At 33.7% G+C, this 19,932-nt stretch carries 20 protein-coding genes; 7 read left to right on the top strand and 13 right to left on the bottom strand.

Features of this window, described 5'->3' with window-relative positions; genetic code table 11:
• The first annotated feature begins 38 nt into the window (after positions 1-38).
• A complete protein-coding gene (locus tag DUZ96_RS03675; protein WP_114300608.1) occupies positions 39-1,304 on the top strand; it encodes an acetyl-CoA hydrolase/transferase family protein in 1,266 nt (421 codons plus the stop codon).
• Here the strand turns inward: DUZ96_RS03675 and DUZ96_RS03680 are convergent, their stop codons facing one another.
• The 3 genes from DUZ96_RS03680 to DUZ96_RS03690 all read right to left on the bottom strand — a co-directional run bounded on the left by DUZ96_RS03680 (position 1,305) and on the right by DUZ96_RS03690 (position 4,407).
• Entirely contained in the window at positions 1,305-1,715 is a 411-nt protein-coding gene (locus DUZ96_RS03680; protein ID WP_114300609.1) for a BT0820 family HAD-type phosphatase, read from the bottom strand.
• A 41-nt stretch (positions 1,716-1,756) separates the two neighbouring features.
• Positions 1,757-3,274, bottom strand: coding sequence for a 2,3-bisphosphoglycerate-independent phosphoglycerate mutase (gpmI, locus tag DUZ96_RS03685; RefSeq protein ID WP_114300610.1), 1,518 nt, complete (start codon positions 3,272-3,274; stop codon positions 1,757-1,759).
• Positions 3,275-3,639: 365 nt separating this feature from the next.
• Entirely contained in the window at positions 3,640-4,407 is a 768-nt protein-coding gene (locus DUZ96_RS03690) for a M48 family metalloprotease (RefSeq protein WP_114300611.1), read from the bottom strand.
• 137 nt (positions 4,408-4,544) lie between these two features.
• On the opposite strand from DUZ96_RS03690, the gene DUZ96_RS03695 reads away from it, so the two are divergent.
• Positions 4,545-4,970: a GNAT family N-acetyltransferase gene (locus DUZ96_RS03695; RefSeq protein WP_114300612.1), complete on the top strand. Its 426-nt coding sequence runs from the start codon at positions 4,545-4,547 to the stop codon at positions 4,968-4,970.
• Positions 4,971-4,972: 2 nt separating this feature from the next.
• On the opposite strand, the gene pepE is transcribed toward DUZ96_RS03695, so the two are convergent.
• Positions 4,973-5,680 carry a dipeptidase PepE gene (gene pepE, locus DUZ96_RS03700; RefSeq protein WP_114300613.1) on the bottom strand — a complete coding sequence of 236 codons (708 nt, stop codon included), beginning with the start codon at positions 5,678-5,680 and terminating at the stop codon, positions 4,973-4,975.
• A 137-nt stretch (positions 5,681-5,817) separates the two neighbouring features.
• Here pepE and DUZ96_RS03705 point away from each other — a divergent pair, with 137 nt between their 5' ends.
• The 5 genes from DUZ96_RS03705 (at position 5,818) to DUZ96_RS03725 (ending at position 10,695) form a co-directional block, all read left to right on the top strand.
• Complete coding sequence (locus DUZ96_RS03705) at positions 5,818-6,633, top strand: hypothetical protein (RefSeq protein WP_114300614.1); 816 nt, start codon at positions 5,818-5,820, stop codon at positions 6,631-6,633.
• Complete coding sequence (locus tag DUZ96_RS03710) at positions 6,620-7,417, top strand: hypothetical protein (protein WP_114300615.1); 798 nt, start codon at positions 6,620-6,622, stop codon at positions 7,415-7,417. The genes DUZ96_RS03705 and DUZ96_RS03710 overlap by 14 nt, the downstream gene beginning before the upstream one ends.
• A 43-nt stretch (positions 7,418-7,460) precedes the next feature.
• Positions 7,461-7,967 carry a DUF6702 family protein gene (locus DUZ96_RS03715; RefSeq protein WP_258774309.1) on the top strand — a complete coding sequence of 169 codons (507 nt, stop codon included), beginning with the start codon at positions 7,461-7,463 and terminating at the stop codon, positions 7,965-7,967.
• Positions 7,968-8,033: 66 nt separating this feature from the next.
• Entirely contained in the window at positions 8,034-10,328 is a 2,295-nt protein-coding gene (locus DUZ96_RS03720; protein WP_114300616.1) for a M1 family metallopeptidase, read from the top strand.
• Positions 10,329-10,404: 76 nt separating this feature from the next.
• Positions 10,405-10,695, top strand: coding sequence for a twin-arginine translocase TatA/TatE family subunit (locus tag DUZ96_RS03725; RefSeq protein ID WP_114300617.1), 291 nt, complete (start codon positions 10,405-10,407; stop codon positions 10,693-10,695).
• On the opposite strand, the gene DUZ96_RS03730 is transcribed toward DUZ96_RS03725, so the two are convergent.
• The 9 genes from DUZ96_RS03730 to kynU form a co-directional block, all read right to left on the bottom strand.
• Positions 10,696-11,337, bottom strand: a complete 642-nt coding sequence (locus DUZ96_RS03730) for an O-methyltransferase (protein WP_114300618.1) — start codon at positions 11,335-11,337, stop codon at positions 10,696-10,698.
• Positions 11,337-12,422, bottom strand: a complete 1,086-nt coding sequence (locus DUZ96_RS03735) for an amidohydrolase family protein (protein WP_114300619.1) — start codon at positions 12,420-12,422, stop codon at positions 11,337-11,339. The genes DUZ96_RS03730 and DUZ96_RS03735 overlap by 1 nt, the downstream gene beginning before the upstream one ends.
• Positions 12,415-12,951 (bottom strand): 3-hydroxyanthranilate 3,4-dioxygenase, encoded by a 537-nt coding sequence (locus DUZ96_RS03740; protein ID WP_114300620.1) that lies wholly within the window; start codon positions 12,949-12,951, stop codon positions 12,415-12,417. The genes DUZ96_RS03735 and DUZ96_RS03740 overlap by 8 nt, the downstream gene beginning before the upstream one ends.
• 33 nt (positions 12,952-12,984) lie before the next feature.
• Positions 12,985-13,767, bottom strand: coding sequence for an SDR family oxidoreductase (locus DUZ96_RS03745; RefSeq protein ID WP_114300621.1), 783 nt, complete (start codon positions 13,765-13,767; stop codon positions 12,985-12,987).
• A gap of 81 nt (positions 13,768-13,848) precedes the next feature.
• On the bottom strand, positions 13,849-15,291 hold the full coding sequence (locus DUZ96_RS03750) for an aldehyde dehydrogenase (RefSeq protein ID WP_114300622.1): 1,443 nt from the start codon (positions 15,289-15,291) through the stop codon (positions 13,849-13,851).
• A 16-nt stretch (positions 15,292-15,307) separates the two neighbouring features.
• The gene (locus DUZ96_RS03755; RefSeq protein ID WP_114300623.1) at positions 15,308-16,816 is read right to left on the bottom strand and encodes a M20/M25/M40 family metallo-hydrolase; all 1,509 of its coding nucleotides are present in this window, start codon (positions 16,814-16,816) and stop codon (positions 15,308-15,310) included.
• 20 nt (positions 16,817-16,836) lie between these two features.
• Positions 16,837-17,241: a RidA family protein gene (locus DUZ96_RS03760; protein ID WP_114300624.1), complete on the bottom strand. Its 405-nt coding sequence runs from the start codon at positions 17,239-17,241 to the stop codon at positions 16,837-16,839.
• A 5-nt stretch (positions 17,242-17,246) separates the two neighbouring features.
• Positions 17,247-18,665, bottom strand: a complete 1,419-nt coding sequence (locus tag DUZ96_RS03765; RefSeq protein ID WP_114300625.1) for an NAD(P)/FAD-dependent oxidoreductase — start codon at positions 18,663-18,665, stop codon at positions 17,247-17,249.
• Complete coding sequence (gene kynU, locus DUZ96_RS03770; protein ID WP_114300626.1) at positions 18,655-19,929, bottom strand: kynureninase; 1,275 nt, start codon at positions 19,927-19,929, stop codon at positions 18,655-18,657. The genes DUZ96_RS03765 and kynU overlap by 11 nt, the downstream gene beginning before the upstream one ends.
• Positions 19,930-19,932 lie beyond the last annotated feature (3 nt).

The following is a 19,932-nucleotide window of genomic DNA, read 5'->3' on the forward strand; positions in this document are numbered from 1 at the left end:
TTTTGTGAGGTAAGTTTGTAATCTAAAAAAATAATTCAATGTATAGAACAGTAAGCGCAGAAGAGGCACTAAAAGTTGTAAAATCTAATGATAAAGTATACTTACAAGCTGCTGCGGCAGTACCTTCAGTATTGGTAAAAGCATTGGCAGACAGACATGAAGAATTAAGAAATGTAGAGATTTGTCAATTGCACACCGAAGGAGAAGCACCATATGCAAATCCCGAATTGGCAGAAAGTTTCCACGTGAATTCTTTTTTTATAGGTAGAAATGTACGGCATACACTTCATGCAGGAAATGGGTCTTATACTCCTGTTTTTTTAAGTGAGTTGCCTCTTTTGTTCAAAAGAAATATTATTGATCTGAATGTAGCATTAATTCACGTTACTATCCCAGATAAACACGGGTATTGTTCCTTAGGGGTATCAGTTGAAGCAACTTTAGCGGCAATTGATAACGCAGATTATGTAATTGCACAGGTAAATAAACAAATGCCCAGAACCTTTGGTGATGGTATTATACATGTTACTGAAATTGATTCTCTTGTTGAAGTTGATGAACCGCTTCCGGCGTTTTCAGTATCCAAACCATCTGTGGTAGAAACTAAAATTGGTGATTTTGTTGCAGAACTTATTGAAGATCGAAGTACCTTACAAATGGGTATAGGGAATATACCTAATGCTGTTTTAACAAGATTACGTAATCATAAAGACTTAGGATTGCACACAGAAATGTTTTCTGATGGTGTGATTGATTTAATTTTAGAAGATGTTATTAATGGTAACCACAAAGGTGTAAATCCAGGTAGAACATTAGCTACATTTTTAATAGGATCAAAACGTTTATATGATTATGTAAATGATAATCCTTTTGTAGAAATGCGTTCGTCCGATTATGTTAATGATGTTTCTGTGATAAAACAAAACCCAAGAATGGTAGCAATAAATTCTGCGGTTGAAGTGGATGTTACAGGTCAGGTTTGTGCAGATTCAATTGGTTCAAAAATGTATTCTGGTGTTGGTGGACAAATGGACTTTATTAGAGGTGCATCTCTGAGTGAAGGAGGTAAAGCAATTATAGCATTACCATCAGTAACAAAACATGGTATTAGTAGAATTGTACCGACATTAAAACCTGGTGCGGGTGTGGTTACAACAAGAGCACATATACATTATGTTGTTACAGAATATGGTGTTGCAAATCTTTACGGAAAAACTATAAAGGAACGCGTTAAAGCACTTGTGAATATCTCTCACCCGGACCATAGAGAAGAAATTGATAGAGCTTATTTTGACTTAGTTTAATTATTTAAACCAACCAAATAGACCACCTTTCCGCCTAGATGCTCTAATATCAGGTATCTCATTGGTTATCATTTGATATATTTCACCCCAACCAAGGATACCGCCTATATTTCTATCATCAATAAAAAGATCAGCATGGATTTTTCTACTTCGACTATAGTCGTATTTTTCTTCAGGAAAGCTAGCATTTACAGCATAAAATTCTATTCCGTTTTCTTTACAGAAATCTACTGCTTCTTTTAATTTAGTCCCATTTCTATATGTCCAAAGAATTAATCTATGACCATCATCTTGTAGCCTTTTAAGAGTTTCGAAAGCGAAAATTCTTGTTTTACCAATTTGAGGGTAGGCATCTTCTACTATGGTACCATCAAAATCAATTGCTATTATCAGTCGTTCATTAAAATTCATTGCTAAATCAATTACAATATAAATATATCAAATTACCACATTTAAACAAGGCTATGCCTTGTCATTGAGTCTGGTTGGGGAATTCCCAATAATTTTAAGATAGTTGGTGCGATGTCCCCCAAAATACCATCTTTTACTTCCTTCAAATCTTTATCTATTAGTATAACCGGAACAGGATTCGTAGTGTGTGCTGTATGAGGTGTTCCGTCAGTATTTACCATGGTTTCACAATTTCCGTGATCTGCGATTAAAATTGTGGTATAATCATTTTCTAATGCTGATGTAATTACGTCTTTAACACATTCATCAACAGCTTCACAAGCTTTAATTGCCGCTTCCATAACTCCTGTATGACCCACCATATCACCATTTGCAAAATTTAAACATATAAAGTCTACATCACCTTTTTCTAATTCTGGTACAAGTGCATCTCTTAGTTCATAAGCACTCATTTCTGGTTTTAAATCGTATGTGGCAACTTTTGGTGAATTACGTAATATTCTGGTTTCATTTTTAAAAGGTTCTTCTCGTCCACCAGAAAAGAAAAAGGTTACGTGAGGGTATTTTTCAGTCTCCGCGATTCTAATTTGATTTTTGTTATGCCTATCCAGAATTTCCCCTAAAGTCTCACTCAAATTATCTTTGTCAAATACAATATTAATACCTTTAAAATTATCATCATAGTTGGTTAATGTAACATAATGAAGATTTATTTTATGCATATTATATTCGTGAAAATCTTGCTGGGATAAAACTTGAGTAAGTTGTCTTCCTCTATCGGTTCTAAAATTGAAAAATATAACTACATCGTCTTCTTCGATTTTAGCAGTTGGGTTATCTTGTTCATTATTAATAACTATGGGTTTAATAAACTCATCAGTGATGTTTTCTTCATAGCTCTCTCGTATAGTTGAAAGGATATTAGTTGAATTTACCCCTTGTCCATGTACAATAGCATCATATGCAAGCTTAACACGTTCCCATCTTTTATCTCTATCCATTGCATAATAACGTCCAGTAACTGTCGCAAGTTTACCAGTTGTTTTTTCTAAGTGATCTTCTAAATCTGAAATAAAACCATAACCTGATTTTGGATCAACATCTCTACCATCAGTAAATGCATGAACAAATACATCTTTTAAGCCATAATCATTCGCTGCATCAATTAATCCAAATAAGTGATTTATGTGAGAATGAACGCCACCATCGCTTACCAAGCCTAGTAAATGAACATTTTTATTATTGAGCTTTGCATAGCTAAATGCTTCTTTTAATACAGTTTCGTTTTGCAGTGTATTGTTTTCAACAGCAAGGTTTATTTTAACTAAATCTTGATATACAATACGTCCAGCACCTAAATTCATATGTCCAACCTCGCTATTACCCATTTGACCTTCGGGAAGACCAACATGCAATCCATCAGTTCTTAAACTTGCGTTTGGATATTTTGTATAAAGTGAATCTATAAATGGTGTTTCGGCATTATCTATAGCAGATACTTTAGGGTCCGGAGATTTACCCCAACCGTCTAATATCATTAAAATAACCTTCTTATTCATATCTTTAATATTAAGGATATCAAAGATACTATATCATAGTTGATAACAAATTTCAATCGTAAAATTTTTTATAATCTTCATTTACCCATTCAAATGGTACTATAGTTTTTAGAATGTCTTAACATATTTGTTTTAAAACTGTTAATTATCTGTTATATAATGGTTCTAATTGTAACAGACGGTAATTTTAAGCGTTTAATAGATGAAAGATATGATTACAAAGAATGTTGTTTTTTTGCTTTAACTGAGTTAATTAAGTAAAAGCAGATATTAATGAAACGGTACAGTTCTTGAAAAAGTATAAAAATATAAGTGTCTGCTTAAGACAATTATTTGAGTTAGTTAGTTAGAAAATGCGTCTTTACTTAAGACGCATTTTTGTATTTTTTAATTGACTCTTTTATGTGTTCAATCCTATTTTCAGGATCTGGGTGTGTGCTTTGAAATTCTGGAACTCTATTTGGCCCAGCTGCGCTTTTTAAAATTTTCATTACACCAATCATTTCTTCAGGATTATATCCAGCATCAATCATAAAATGAACTCCCAATTCATCACTTTCCAACTCATCATCTCTACCATTTTTTAAGAGCGTTCCTTGCCCAATTTGTTGAGCAACAGCACCCATATCTATGGCGCCAGCTCCCACAATCAGGGTTTGCCAATATTTTGAGTCGGTTATTCTTTCGTTAGAATGTTTTCCCAGTACATGTCCTATTTCATGCCCTAATACACCTGCTAATTGATCTTGATTTTCCAACTTAGAAAATAGGGCATAGGTTATAAAAATTTGACCTCCTGGTAAGGCAAATGCATTAATTGTTCTCTCGTCGGCTAACAAATGAAATTCATACTTATAAGGTGTATTTTTAGCAATACTGCTTTGTACTAACGTATTACCTATATCATCTACAAGCGCTTGATACCTATTGTCTGGGTGCAAACCACCATGTTGTTGTGCCATGCCTGGTGCACTTTGCAGTCCAATAGCAATTTCCTGTTCTGGAGATAGTGAAATGGCTTGTGTACGTCCAGTATATGGATTAACCTCTTGTTGGTTACAACGACGAACAAAAGCAAAAGCGACAATAGCTAGACCAATAATCAATCTAACTTTAAAATGTCCTCTTCTCATATTAGAATATGTTAGTTGTATTCAATTTACAAAAGTTTGACACAAATTTTATTGAAAAAGTCATCTTAATTGGCATTAAAATATTGAATTAGTGCGAATATCATTTAATTTTAGCAATACTAAACAATTTATAAAAGATGGATTTTCAGTTTAGCATAATTCCAAAAAATGAGATCGAATCAGTTGTGCCTTTGATTTATGATTTGAATGAAGCAAAAATATCAACGGAAATTTTACGAGAAAGATTTAATGAAATGATTGAACAGAATTATGAATGCGCTGGTATTTATTTAGGAAATAACTTAATAGGTGTTTCCGGTCTTTGGTATTGTACAAGGCATTACGCGGGTAAATCTGTAGAGATTGACCATGTATTTATAAACCCCGAATATAGAGGATCTGGTTTAGGAAAAAAGTTTATGTATTGGATCAATAATTATGCAATGAACAAAGGTTATAAGACTATGGAACTAAATACATATGTGCAAAATTATCCTTCGCATAAGTTTTACTATAATGAAGGTTTTGAGATATTAGGATATCATTTTTTGAGAAATTTGTAGAATTATTTTAAAAAGTCTAAATCGCTATTGGTCGCAATTTCATAGGGCTTTTTATGTTGTTCAAATATTATTGCATCTAGATTACCTCGAAGGATAATATAATTATTTTTTATTTCTAGCCAACTTCCTTCACGTAAACCAATTACTGGTTGCGTATTGAATGCATGAAACTCTTTTATTCGGGTTTCACGGGTTTCGCCCATATGCTTACTACTTAAATCTGGATCCAAGTAATGCGGATTTATATTAAAGGGGACTATGCCTAAAGTTTTGAAACTTGGAGGGTAAAGAATTGGCATATCATTAGTAGTATTTATGGTTAAACCACAAATATTGCTGCCAGCACTGGTACCTAAATAAGGTGTGCCATCTTCAATAGCACTTTGTAGACTTACCAAGACATTATTACTATATAATTGATTTACTAATACAAATGTATTGCCACCACCTGTGAAAATTCCTTTAGCATTTCTAATTGCATTTTGTGGGTCATTAAATTCGTGAATGCCCTTTACTTTTTTACCGATTTTTTTGAAGGCAGCATTTGCAATGTTGGTATATTCGTCAAAACTGACGCCACCTGGCCTAGCATATGGAATAAATAGAATTTCGTTGCAGTCTGTGAACAATAATTCTAATTCATCAAAAAGGTATTCTAAATAACCGCTACCATGCACAGTAGAAGTACTTGCTATTATTAAATCCCTCAATTCTTTTTTTTTACTAAGATAATTAATCTATAATAAAGCTGAAAAAGAAGCTAAATCACATTTAACAAAGAATTACCAACATTTTTTTATGAGAATTAAAGATTATGTTCGTAATTTAAATTTCTTAATGCTATAAAATGAAGAAAATAATAGTTACGCTTTTTTGTACATTTTCAATAATTGCATTTTCACAAGATATTGATCGTATAACTATTAATGGTAGAATTATAGTATCCGCTCAAGATAAGGAGGGTGTGACGGTTTATAATACGTCTTCCAATAAGGGTACTGTTACAGATGAAATAGGTGAATTTAAAATCGACGTTGCTATTAACGATGTTGTGGAATTTGGAGCACTTCAGTTCAAAGATTTTACGGTTGTTATTTCAGAACAAATTTTAGAATCTAAACAAATGACTGTGATTTTGGTAGAGGAGGTGAATAAACTTGACGAAGTTGTGTTATTACCTTTCGGCCTAACCGGAAATTTAAATGCTGATTTAGAAAATGTTAGAACCTATAATGTTAGTCTAGATGCTGTATATTTTGGTTTAGACCATATTGAGGATTTTCAGTTTTCAGCAGATTATAAAACAAAGGCTGAAAATGTTGCGTTTAATGAATACAATCCAAAAGTAGATAATATGCTAAACTTGGTAAATCTTGCAGGATTTTTAGTAAGCCAAGTGGCAGATATTGATGGTGAAGAAATGACTAATCAAGACAAAGCACTTAACAAAACACCTTTTAAAAACGCTTTAGAGCAATACAGTGTTAATTTTATTCATGTAAATTTTGATATTCCTCTTGATGAAATGAATGCTTTTGTTGACTATGTTGAAAATAAAGGTGTTGATGAATCCTTATTAGCAAAAAACAAGGAAGTTCAATTTTTAGAACGCATAAATCAGCTCAGTCAGTCTTATCTAAAATTTAAAGGTGATAAGAATTAAATTCGGTTTTACATTTTATTTTATTTTATATAGTCTTATTGTTTTTGGACAACGCAAAGACTTAAAGGGCAAGCTCATTGCAAATGGCGATGTGGAAGGTATTCATATATTGAATAAAACTGCTCCAAAATATACTGTATCAGAAGAGGACGGATCTTTTACTATACCAGCAAAGGTTTATGATACTTTATTTATATCTGGGTTAAAATATGAATCAAAAGAATTTGTAATAACAGACACAATTATAATTTCTGGCATATTAAGAATTGCACTAATTGAAAAAATCAATGAGTTAGATGAAGTCATAGTAGGTAAAATATTGACTGGTAGCTTAGAATCGGACCTTCAAAACTCTGATGCAAAAACAGAAGTGAATTTCTATGATCTTGGAATTCCTGGTTACATAGGTAAACCACTTACAATTAATGAGCGCAAATTGCATGATGCAGATGCAGGTCCTTGGGGATATGTTGGTTTGGGATTTGGAGTTAATTTTCATAAGCTGTTAAATAAAATAAGTGGTAGGACTAAAAAATTGAAAAAAATAGTTGATTTAGACGCAAGAGATAATTGTATTGAAAGGCTTAAAAGAGAGTATGAATCAATCATTTTTGAGAATAAATTTTTTGCGGAAAACATAAAGACTGAATTTTTTCTTTTTTGTCAGGAGGATGAGGGGTTTTTAGATTTGTGCAATAGGAACAATGATATTGAAGCTATTGAATTCTTAAAATTGAAGTTAAAAGCCTATAATAACATAAGAAAGTCTTCATCTAATGATTAATTTTGGAATAATTTTTTGATTAAGTCATACTAAGCCTTTAACAATGAGCAAAATCAAATCTCTATTTTTATTACTTGTAGTTCCCCTTTTTCTGTCGAGTGGTTACCTTCATGAGTATTATGTTAGTGTCACCAACATTGAATTTGTTAAAGAGGAAAAATCAGTTCAAATAATAACTCAAATATTTATTGATGATTTTGAGACCTTGATAAGGGAAAGATTTGATGGTAGGGTAACCTTGGGTGTTGAAAATGAATCAGTATTAGTCGAAGAATACATGCAACGTTACTTATCTGACAAATTGAGGGTAACATTAAATGGAATGCCAGTAGAATTCAATTTTATAGGTAAAGAATATAAAGACGATATTGCTTATTGTTATCTAGAGATTGTAAATATTTCAGAAGTAAAAAGTATTGAGGTGAAGAATAGGGTTTTGTTTGATGTTTTTACAGATCAACAAAATATTGTTCGACTCAAAATTAATGATAAAAACAAGAGTTTTTTATTGATTCCAGACAACGATAATTGCTTGTTAAACTTTAATTAAAACACTATTAAAGCTAAGTTTATTTAGCTATTTTCGTCATCATTTTTACAAACGACACTAATTTACATGAAAATTTTAAAGTATTACCTATGCGCTACAATGTTTATTTCTGCTAGTGCATTAGCACAAAACGAAATTAAACCAGAACGCAAACCAGGCCACACCAACGAAAATAAATTCAAACAATTATATGATGAATTTTCAACACCCAATATGTTTAGAACTGGGAGTGGAGCGCCTGGCCCAGCGTATTACCAGCAACAGGCTGACTATAAAATGGATATTGAAATAGATGATGACAATGCCAGATTATATGGTGATGAAACTATTACTTATACAAATAATTCGCCAGATGAATTAACGTATCTATGGGTCCAATTAGACCAGAACATGCGTGCTAGAGATTCAAAAACACCATTAATTAATAGTACAGGAATTGGTCCTGCAACCTCTTCGTCTCGAGCTGTTAGATCTTATTTAAAAGAGCGTTTCGATGGAGGTTTTAATATAGAGCATGTTAAAGATATTAACGGAAACGATTTGCCGTTTATGATTAACCGCACCATGATGCGAGTAGAATTACCTAAATCAATGCAAACTGGAGACAAATTTTCATTTCAAATAAAGTGGTGGTACAACATTAATGATCATGTTAGAGATGGTGGCCGTTCAGGTTATGAGTATTTCCCAGAAAATGACAATCGTATTTATGTCATATCACAATTCTACCCGAGAATGGCTGTATACAATGATGTTGAAGGATGGCAAAATTCTCAATTCTGGGGAAGAGATGAGTTTGCATTACCATTTGGAAATTTTGATGTAAACATTACTGTTCCAGCAGACCATATTTTAGATGGTACAGGTTATTTAACCAATAGAGAGGAAGTATTCACTAAAGAAATGATGAAGCGTTACAAGAAGGCGCAAAAATCTTACGATGAGCCTGTTGTTATTGTAACGGAAGACGAAGCAATAGTTACTGAAAAAACTAAGAGTAAGGATAAAAAAACTTGGAAGTTGTCAGCACAAATGGTACGTGATTTCGGGTTTGCAACATCGCGTAAATTTCTTTGGGATATGATGGCAGTGAAGTTAGAGACTAAGGATGTTATGGCTGTGTCTCTTTATTCTAAAGAAGGAAATCCACTTTGGGGGGAATGGTCTACAAAGACAGTAGCGAGTACACTAAAGAGTTATTCACGTATGACCTTTGATTATCCATACCATAAAGCCATTTCTGCACATGCTCCAATGGGTATGGAGTACCCAATGATAAGTTACAACTTTGGCCGTCCAAATCCAGATGGAACATATTCAGATCGCACCAAGTTCGGTATGATGAGTGTAATAATCCACGAAGTAGGGCACAACTGGTTCCCTATGATTATTAACAGTGATGAACGTCAATGGACATGGATGGATGAAGGTCTTGATACGTTCGTACAGTACATTGCAGAACAAGATTTTGGTGAGTGGTATCCAGACGCACTTTCACCTGGTCAAACAAAATATCCTTCTAGACGTGGGCCTGCAAAGAATATTGTAAGATATATGGGTGGAGATCAAGATTATATTGCTCCTATAATGACTAAGGGACTTAATACTTATCAGTTTGGTAGTAATGCATATTCTAAACCTGCGACTGGATTGAATATTTTGCGCGAAACAGTGATGGGAAGAGAGCTTTTTGACTATGCATTTAAAGAATACGCAAATCGTTGGAAATTTAAACACCCGACACCTGAAGATTTCTTCCGTACAATGGAAGATGCGTCAGCGGTAGACTTAGATTGGTTCTGGAGAGGATGGTTTTATACAACCGACTACACTGATATCGGAATTAAAGAAGTGAAGAGGTACGCCGTAACAAATACACCAAATGAAGAAGGCAAACAACTTGCTGAACGTTATAGAATGGATCCAAATAGTCTTGTTTATTTCATTGAAGAAGGAAAGGAGGGTTATGAAACAGCTAATAATAGTGCTGGAATCAGTGATTTACCAACAGTAAAAGAATATTTGATGGATAACTTCACGCCTGAACAAAGAAATGAAATGAAAACACCACCAAAGTATTTTTATGAAGTAACATTTGATAAACCAGGAGGATTAGTAATGCCTCTTATAGTTGAGTATACCTATGCAGATGACTCTAAGGAAAAAGTGACATATCCAGCCCAGATATGGAGATTAAATGATAAAGAAGCCCGTAGGGCAATAGCAAGTGATAAAGAAATTGTTGCTATTACTGTAGATCCAGATTTAGAAACTGCAGATGTAGATACATCAAATAATTCATGGCCTAGAGAAGTACAACAGAGTGATTTTGATAAATTTAAAAATCAAATTAAAAACTAAAGAAATAGTTATAATATTAAGCCGACTTTAACGAGTCGGCTTTTTTTATTACATAAAGTCACTCTATATTTGCAATGTGATACACCAAACTATATTTTTATTTATTGGAGGCACTGAAATAGTTTTTATACTATTTATAGTTGTACTGGTATTTGGAGCTGATAAATTACCCGAGATTGCACGAGGTATGGGCAAGGGTATGAGAACTTTAAGAGATGCTACCAATGATATTAAACACGAGGTTACTAAAAGTGCCAAGGAAAATAATATCGTAGATACTGATGTTACAAAAAATATAAATGAAGAGCTTAATAAAGTAAAAGACGACCTCGAGGATTTTACAGGTTCTTTAAAAAGGGACAATTAGTTACTTCTTTCTGCTAATAGTTAAACCATCACGAACTGGAAGTACTACCGTTTCAATTCTAGCATCATTTTTTAGAAGCTTATTGTATTCCAACACTGCCTTCGTTGAACTATCTTTAGGGTTTAAGGATTCTACTACCTTACCATGCCACAAAACATTGTCAGACAAAATTATACCACCTTTATTTAATTTGTCAATTACCAAATGGAAGTAGTTAGAGTAATTTGGTTTATCGGCATCAATAAAAACCAAATCAAACGTATGGTCTAATGTTGGTATAATATCAAGGGCATTTCCTAAATATTGTTTTATTTGATTTCCATAGCCCGATTTATCAAAATACTTGCGTTGAAAATCTACTAATTCCTCGTTAATATCAATAGTATGTAATTGACCCTCTGTATCCAGTCCTTCCGCAAGACAAATTGTGGAATAACCAGTAAATGTTCCAATCTCTAGGATTGATTTTGACCTAATTAATTTTGAAAGTATACTAAGTACTCGACCTTGGTAAGGTCCGCTCAGCATTATCGGTTGTAATACTTTTTGGTAGGTCTCTCTGGTAAGTTGTTGCAGAATAATTGGTTCTTCTTCAGTATGATTTACTACATATTTATCTATAGCCTCTGGTAAAAAATGCATTAACTTAAAATTCTATTTACTAATGATTTTTTTGCTTCTTCATCTTCACCAAAAAGCCATTGCAGAACATTATCCTCCCAGATAGCATCGCGTTCAGTCTCATTTATAATATCCCTGTCTATTGCAAGGTCTAGTATTTTTCCAGGATAGGATGATTGTTTCTCACTTTCCATTTCTCCTAGTGGATAAGGATCGTCCAAGCCCATTATAACTTGTTTCGAAGTCTGATTTTTTATTAATAATTCAAGCGATCCTGTATCATGAACTAATGTATCAAAGAAAATGTTTTTATGGCCAACGGCTTTTCTAGGATGACTTTTTTCCTCAAACAAGTCTGGTCTGCCATCAAAACCTTGGATTCTTCTACCCAAATTTATTTGTGCTAACTGCCCTCCATGAGCAAAACAAACACGCATGTTTTTATACTTCTCATAATAACCATTTAAAGTTAAAAAGTGGTAAGCATCGGCACATTGTGCAAGCATCCAAATGAGATGAAAACGCCAAGATGTATTTTCTAGTTTTATAAATTTTTCACCATCGTATGGATGTATTTCTACAGCGAGGTTGTATTTGTCAGCAAGTTCGAAAATTGGTTCATTTTCCTCATCGAAAATACAGCGCCATGTTCCAATAGTATCCATATAGTGAGTTGGTAAGCACAAAAGACGCATACCTAAAACTTCTACACATCGCTCAATTTCCCAACAAGCACCACGCACAAATCCAGGATGAACAACAAACCCACAAGTAAATTTACTTGGATTGTCACGTTGAATCCTAGCATTGAAATCATTTTGAAATCTTAAGGCTTGTTTCATTTCTTCTAAACGAAGACCGTTTCCATATAATTGAGATAGATTAAGAACTACTGCATGGTCAATTTTAAAATGATCCATCCATGCTAGCTTCTCGTCCAAGAAAAAACTCGAATCAGTAATTGGTCGATTCCAATCTTTTTGAAGCATAAATTTTCTGTCTTTATCCACCCAAAATATACCTTTATCTTTCATAAAATCAGGGATCTCTTCTGGATAAGGAAGAAGATGAGAATGACCGTTTATTCTTAGTTTTCTTTTAGTCATTTACTTCCACTTTCTTTGGAGGTTGCATAATCTCATCACAATTTGGGCAAGAGCGTTTATCCTTATCACCGTAGTAATTATCAAAGATACTAGGCATGTCTGTTTCTATATTGTCTAGTGTAAAGTCTTCTTCATACAGTTTTGTTGTACAGTTTTCACAAAACCAAAGCAAGGCATCTTTTACACCTTTTTCTCTCGGATATTCAATAACTAGACCCACTGTATTTGCGCCTCGTTGTGGTGAATGTGGTACTTTTGGTGGAAGTAAGAATATTTCACCTTCTCTAATGTGAATATCCTTAGGAGTGCCTTTGTCAATTACCTTGAGGACAATATCGCCTTCAACTTGATAAAAGAATTCTGGGGTTTCATTATAATGATAATCTTTTCTACTATTTGGTCCTCCTACGACCATTACAATAAAATCACCATCTTTCCAGACTACTTTATTACCTACAGGTGGTTTTAACAGATGTCTATTTTCTTCAATCCATGCTTTAAAATTAATGGGTGGATATAATTTGCTCATATCTTAATGATTTAATTAGGTAATTCTATAAAGTTACAAACTTTTTGTTCGTCCACCATCAACAGGAAGGTTAATTCCATTAATATAACTTGCTCTTTTACTTACCAAAAAAGTAATGGCATCTGCAAGTTCTTCAGGCTTGGCAAATCGTTTAGCAGGAATTGTATTTTTCATAGCATTAGCCGATTCTTCTATTGACTTGCCTGTTTTACCTGATTTGTTTTTAATAATTTCAGAAAGGCGCTCTGTACTTGTAGCACCAGGTAATACATTATTGACAGTAATACCAAAAGAACCTAATTCGTTAGCCAAAGTTTTACTCCAATTTGCTACAGCACCTCTAATTGTGTTGCTAACTCCCAAACCGTCTAAAGGTTGTTTAACGGAGGTTGAAATAACATTTATAATCCTTCCGAAACCTTCATCCTTCATAAACGGAACTAATGTTTGTGCTAACACATGGTTGCATTTTAAATGTTGCGTAAAAGCTTTCTCAAATTCTTCTAAATTTGCACTATAAACCGGGCCTCCTGCAGGTCCGCCAGTATTATTGATTAAGATATGGAATCCATGATTTTCAATAATAAAAGCTTTAACCTTTTCTTTTAACTCAATTGGATTTGAAAAATCTGCAACAATGTAATTGTGTTTGCGTTGCTGAGGTAATTCAGAAAGAGTAGTTTTTAATTTTTCTTCATTTCTTGCTATAAGGGTAATTATTGCACCTTCATTTGCAAGTGCAATAGCAGTAGCTTTTCCAATTCCGGCTGTGCTTCCACAAACAAGAACATGTTTATTGTTGAGTTCTAAATTCATATTTATAATCCACTAAACGTGGGTTTGTTTTTAAGTTAGTATTCTATAAAATTATAATTCCCTAATTAAGCAGGTACTTTACTAATATTTTATACAAACATTTTTAGGTTCAGTAAAAAAGCGCAACGCTTCAAAACCACCTTCTCTGCCAACACCTGAGGCTTTAACGCCACCAAAAGGTGTTCGTAGATCGCGCATCATCCATGTATTTACCCAAACTATTCCCGCTTGTAATTTGTCGCTCATGTGCATTGTCCTTTTTAGGTTATTTGTCCAAAGTGTGGCTGATAAACCATATTTCACTTTATTGGCCATCTTTAAAACGTCATCTTCAGTTTTAAAAGGCATAATCGTAACAACTGGACCAAAAATTTCTTCTTGATTAACTCTACATTCATCATCGGGAACTTCTATTACGGTTGGTTTTAAGTAGTAACCATTCTCATATCCTTCAACACTAACCTCTTCACCACCACAAAGGATTATCCCATTTTCATCTCTGGCAATTTGTATATATTCTTTTACTTTTTCTAAATGTGGTTTGGAAACCAAAGCACCAATATTAGTTTTAGTGTCAGACGGATGACCAACTTTTAGATTTTTGACCTTCTTCACAAAATCTGACTTAAACTGCTCGTAGATGGTGGCTTCAACAAAAATCCTACTGCCACATAAGCAAATTTGACCTTGGTTGGCAAAAGAAGATCTTACTGTAGTTTCTAACATTTCTTCATAATTACAATCTGCAAAAATTATATTTGGGTTTTTACCTCCAAGTTCTAAGGATAGTTTTTTAAACATAGGTGCTGCGACTTTGGCAATATGAGCACCAGTCGCAGTACCACCAGTAAATGAAATAGCTTTAATATCAGGATGTTCAACAATGGCTTGACCAGTTGTTGTCCCTAATCCATGAACAATATTTAAAACGCCTTTTGGTAAACCTGCTTCATTGCAGATTTCACCTAATAGATTGGCGGTCATTGGAGTTACTTCACTAGGTTTAGCAACAACACAATTTCCTGTTGCCATCGCAGGTGCAATTTTCCAAGTAAATAGATAGAGTGGGAGATTCCATGGTGAGATACACCCAACAACTCCTATAGGTTGACGCAAGGTATAGTTAACAGCATTTTGACCTACACTTTCGTGACTTTCACTCGAGAATTGCGTAATAGCATTACCGAAAAATCTAAAATTACTTGCTGCTCTTGGAATGTCTACTGTTTTAGCTAAAGAAATGGGTTTGCCATTATCCATACTTTCAGCTTTAGCAAACCGATTCAAGTTTTCCTCTAATAATTCTGAAATCTTAATTAGAACACGACTTCTTTCCTCTAGAGTTGTATTGCTCCAATTATTAAATGCAGATTTAGCAGCTTGATATGCATTTTCTACATCTTCTTTTGATGAATTTGGTATTTGCCCATAAACTTCACCATTTGAAGGGTCATAGTTTTCAATCCATTCATCCTTAATGGGACTTTCAAATTTACCGTTAATGTAGTTTTTGATATTGTTCATAATTATAGTTCACTGCCTAAATCTTACTTTGTAATATAGCAATACATGTTTTAATACCTTCTCTGATATTACCAATTCGTATGTTTTCATTAGGACTATGTTGATTATTGTCCATATTTACAGTAGGTACAATGATTGCAGGTACATCTAAAGTTTTAACAGCAGATATAATAGGTACAGTACCTCCCATAGTTCTTATAGAAATAGGTACCTCTCCAAAAATTTCAGTTAGGTTTTCTCTAAGTGTGGTTCCTAATTTAGAATTTAAGTTTGTTCTAAAAGCATTTACGCCATTAGACCTTGTAAACTTTACAATTTTAGAGTATTTAAGGCGTTCCTCATCAGTTGGGTCTCTGTCTAAAACAGTATAACCTAAATTTTCTATATGAGATTTCACTTTATCGAGTTGTACCTTTCCGTCTGTTTCTGCAACCAATCTAACATCAATATTTGCCATTGCTATTTCTGGGATAACCGTTTTGGGTTTGTTCCCTTTCCAAGACGTTTCAATTTGCCTAACATTTAAAGATGGATACTGCAGTGCCTCTTGGTAATTATTACCAACCTTTTCAGGTTGCTTAATACCCAACCTATTGTTCAGAACTTTTGTGTCATCAGGTACGTTATTGAGTATTTGCTGTTCTTCAGAAGAAAAATAAATACCAGAATAAAAATCTTTAATGAGAACTTTACCGGTTTCATCTTTCATACTCGAAAGAATACTTGAAAGTGAAAATACAGGATTTGGAACATAGTTCCCGTAATGCCCACTATGCTGTGACAGTTTTGCTCCATATGTCGTAATTGTACATGTGGCAATACCACGACAACCAAAGGTCAGTGTTGGCTTATTAGACTCATGTGCAGGCCCATCCATAATAATCATCGCATCTGCAGCATAACGCTCTTTATAAGTCTCAATAGTTGATAAAAATGCATTTGATCCATATTCCTCTTCTGGATCGAAGACAATTTTAATATTGAATTTCGGAGTTATACCCTCTGTATTTAAGAATTTTAATGCATTTAATAACATCACAATTGGCCCTTTATCATCTGCAGCTGCTCGTGCAAAAATTCGCCATTCGTTATCAATTCTTTGATTTATAGCGTCCCAGTTTAATGTTTTCCAGTTGCCTTTTTCATCTCTGCTTTTTAGAACTGGTATAAAGGGGTCTTTTTGATCCCAGTTATTCGCATCTACTGGTTGTCCATCAATATGAAAATAAAATAATACTGTACTAAACTCTGGATTATATTCTTTCTCTAATAAAAGTAGTGGAAGTGAAGAAGATTCTAATAAACTGACTTTAAAACCAAGTGTTTTGTAATTGTCTGCAACCCAATTTATATTCTTGAGCATTCGGTTTTTATTTTCTGGAAGGTTAGGAATGCTTACAAAATCTTTATGTTCTTTAATTATTTCCTTTAAATGTTCATCTATTAATTCGTCCCAGTTGGTTTGAGAATTTACAGAAAAGTTAATTATGAAAACTAGTACAAATAATAGAAATTTAAATTTCATGAAATAAAAGTTTATGTCAATTAAGACTTCTTATAAGCCATTACTTTGATTTCTACCACTAAATCTGGGTGTGGTAACTGATGTACTGCAACGGTTGTACGTGCTGGACCAGTTTCTTTGTCAAAAAATTCTGCATAAGCTTTGTTGTAATCCGCAAAGTCGTTCATGTTTACTAAAAAAGATGTTACATCCACAACATCTTTTAATGAAACACCTTCCTTAACTAAATTACGTTCGATATTTTTTAAAACTTCTTGTGTTTGTGTATATGCATTGAGTTTTTTGGTACCCATTTCATCAATAATATCCACTCCAGCAATTGAATTATCTGATCTGCGAGAGCTTGTGCCTGAAACGAAAATAAAATCACCTACGTGTTTTGTGTGTGGATAAGCTCCTCTTGGTGTTACTGTTTTTTCACTCATAATAATTAATGTAATCCAGCAATTTTATCATCTTCTAAAACTGCCTTAGTTTCATTTTGAATTTTTTCAAGAATCTGATGTAATTCGTCAATGTTAGACTCATCATAAGGTGTATTAATATCCCTATCAACTAACATGTTTAAAATGGCTTTGTCTTGAGCTCTTCCTTGTAGCATTGCTTCCCTATAACCAATTTCTTCATTAAAGGTAACTAAACTATATTTTGAAAAATAGGTATTCGGAAAATGATTTTCTAACGCCATTTCAATTTTACGTTTTTTCTGAAATAATGGGTTGGCTACATGGTCTTTCATTTCATGAAAATTATCTATTGCCAAATCTGCAATTGCATCGGTATCTTTTTTTCTAGTTTTACTAAACTCTGTAAACACCTTTTCCCAATCCCCCTCATGTTTCTCTATGATTGCATCAAATTCTACCACATCTTCAAATGAAGCATTCATGCCCTGGCCATAAAACGGAACTATAGCATGTGCTGAATCTCCCATTAAAAGTGTATTCCCTTTATAATGCCATGGTGTGCACTTAACTGTGCCCAAGGGTGCTGTTGGATTTTCAAAGAAATCTTCAACTAAATTTGGCATTAGTTGCAATGCGTCTGGAAATTCTTTTTTGAAAAACTCGGTAACGCGTTCGGGAGTTGTTAGATTATTGAAATTGTATTCGCCTTCATCATAACTTAGGAATAGAGTTACAGTAAAACTACCATCTAAATTTGGTAATGCAATAACCATAAACTCTCCTCTTGGCCAAATATGCAATGCGTTTTTATAAGTTTTGTAGTCTCCATTTTTATCAGGTAAAATGGCCAGTTCTTTATAACCATGGGTTAGATAGTTCTGCGAGAAGCTAAATAGAAATTTTTTACCTAAATAGTAACTCTTTCTCAATGCTGATCCTGCACCATCCGTAGCAATTATGCAATCTGCATTTTCAATAAATTCATCTTTAGTGAGATAATCTTTAAAGAGAGCTGTTGTATTTTCAAAATCTACAGACTTACATTTTTTATTGAAGTGAATTTTTACGTTTGGATGTTTTTCTGCCTCATCTAAAAGTAGCGCATTTAAGCCACCGCGAGAAATAGAGTTTATATATTCATGTGTGCGACCACTATAATTTGAAAGAAAGGTGTTTCCATCTTTGTCATGAAGCATTCTGCCATTCATTGGGATGCATAATTCTTGGACTTTCTTTTCTAGTCCAACCAGTTTTATACCCTTATTACCTCTATCCGAGAATGCTAAGTTAATGGACCGCCCTGCAGAAATATCTGTTTTACGTAAATCAGGGCGCATCTCGTAAACATTGACGTTATAGCCTCTTTGTCCCATGCGCAATGCCAGCAGGCTTCCGCAAAGGCCAGCGCCAATGATTAATAAGTTTTGTTGGTTATTTTTCATTTAAAATAAATTTCAATCTTTCAACCATGTTATAAATATCTTCATACGAGTTGTAAAGTGGTACAGGTGCACAACGTATTACATCTGGTTCTCTCCAATCGCTTATGACACCTGCTTTTGTTAATTTTTGATGTAAGCTTCTGTCGGCATTTTTCACTTGGATAGATAACTGGCAACCACGTTCATTTTCATTAGAAGGTGTAATTATCTTAATATTATCATTATTTAATTCGTTCAATAAAAATTCGAAATAAGCAGTTAAATCCTTTGATTTTGTTACCAAATTATCCATTCCTGCTTCTGCAAAAATATCTAAAGAGGCTTTTATGGCTGCCATTGATAATATAGGTGGATTACTTAATTGCCAGCCCTCTGCACCAGGAAGCATATCAAAATCATCACGCATTTTAAATCGTGTCGCTTTATTGTGGCTCCACCAACCAGTAAATCTATTAAGGTCTTTGTTGTATGCATGTCTTTCATGAACAAAAACACCACTTAAACTGCCAGGACCTGAATTTAGATATTTATAACTGCACCAAATTGCAAAGTCAGCTCCAGAGTTATGGAGATCCAAGCTTACATTTCCCGCACCATGGGCACAATCAAATCCAACAACACAACCATGCCTATGTCCCAAATCAGTGATACGCTTTAGATCAAAGAATTGACCTGTGTAATAATTAACTCCACCGACCATTATCAAAGCAATTTCATCACCATACCTGTCTAGGATTTTTTCTAGATCCTCATATCTCAGTAATTCCTCTCCTTCTCTCGAATTCCACAATATCAGACCTTCATTATCATCATAACCATGATGTCGCAACTGAGATTCAACAGCATATTTGTCTGAAGGAAAAGCATCACCCTCAATCAGTATTTTATATCTTTTTTTAGTTGGCTTATAAAAAGAAACCATCATGAGATGCAAGTTTGTAGTTAAGGTATTCATAACCACTACTTCAATTGGTTTTGCGCCAACAATAGATGCCATATTAACTGTTAGTAACTCATGATAAGATAACCATGGATTTTTTCCATGAATATGGCCTTCGACACCTAACTCAGCCCAGTCTTTTAGCTCTTGATTAATGTAAGATTGAGTTACTCTAGGTTGCAACCCTAATGAATTTCCACACAGGTAAATGGAATCATTTCCATCATTATGTTTAGGTATGTGAAATTGATTTCTAAAATGAGAAAGTTTGTCGTTTCTATCGAGTTCAAGAGCAAAGTCTAAACCTGTTTTGAAATTGGTCAACAC

This window comes from Winogradskyella sp. KYW1333 (assembly GCF_003335675.1).
Taxonomy (GTDB): domain Bacteria; phylum Bacteroidota; class Bacteroidia; order Flavobacteriales; family Flavobacteriaceae; genus Winogradskyella.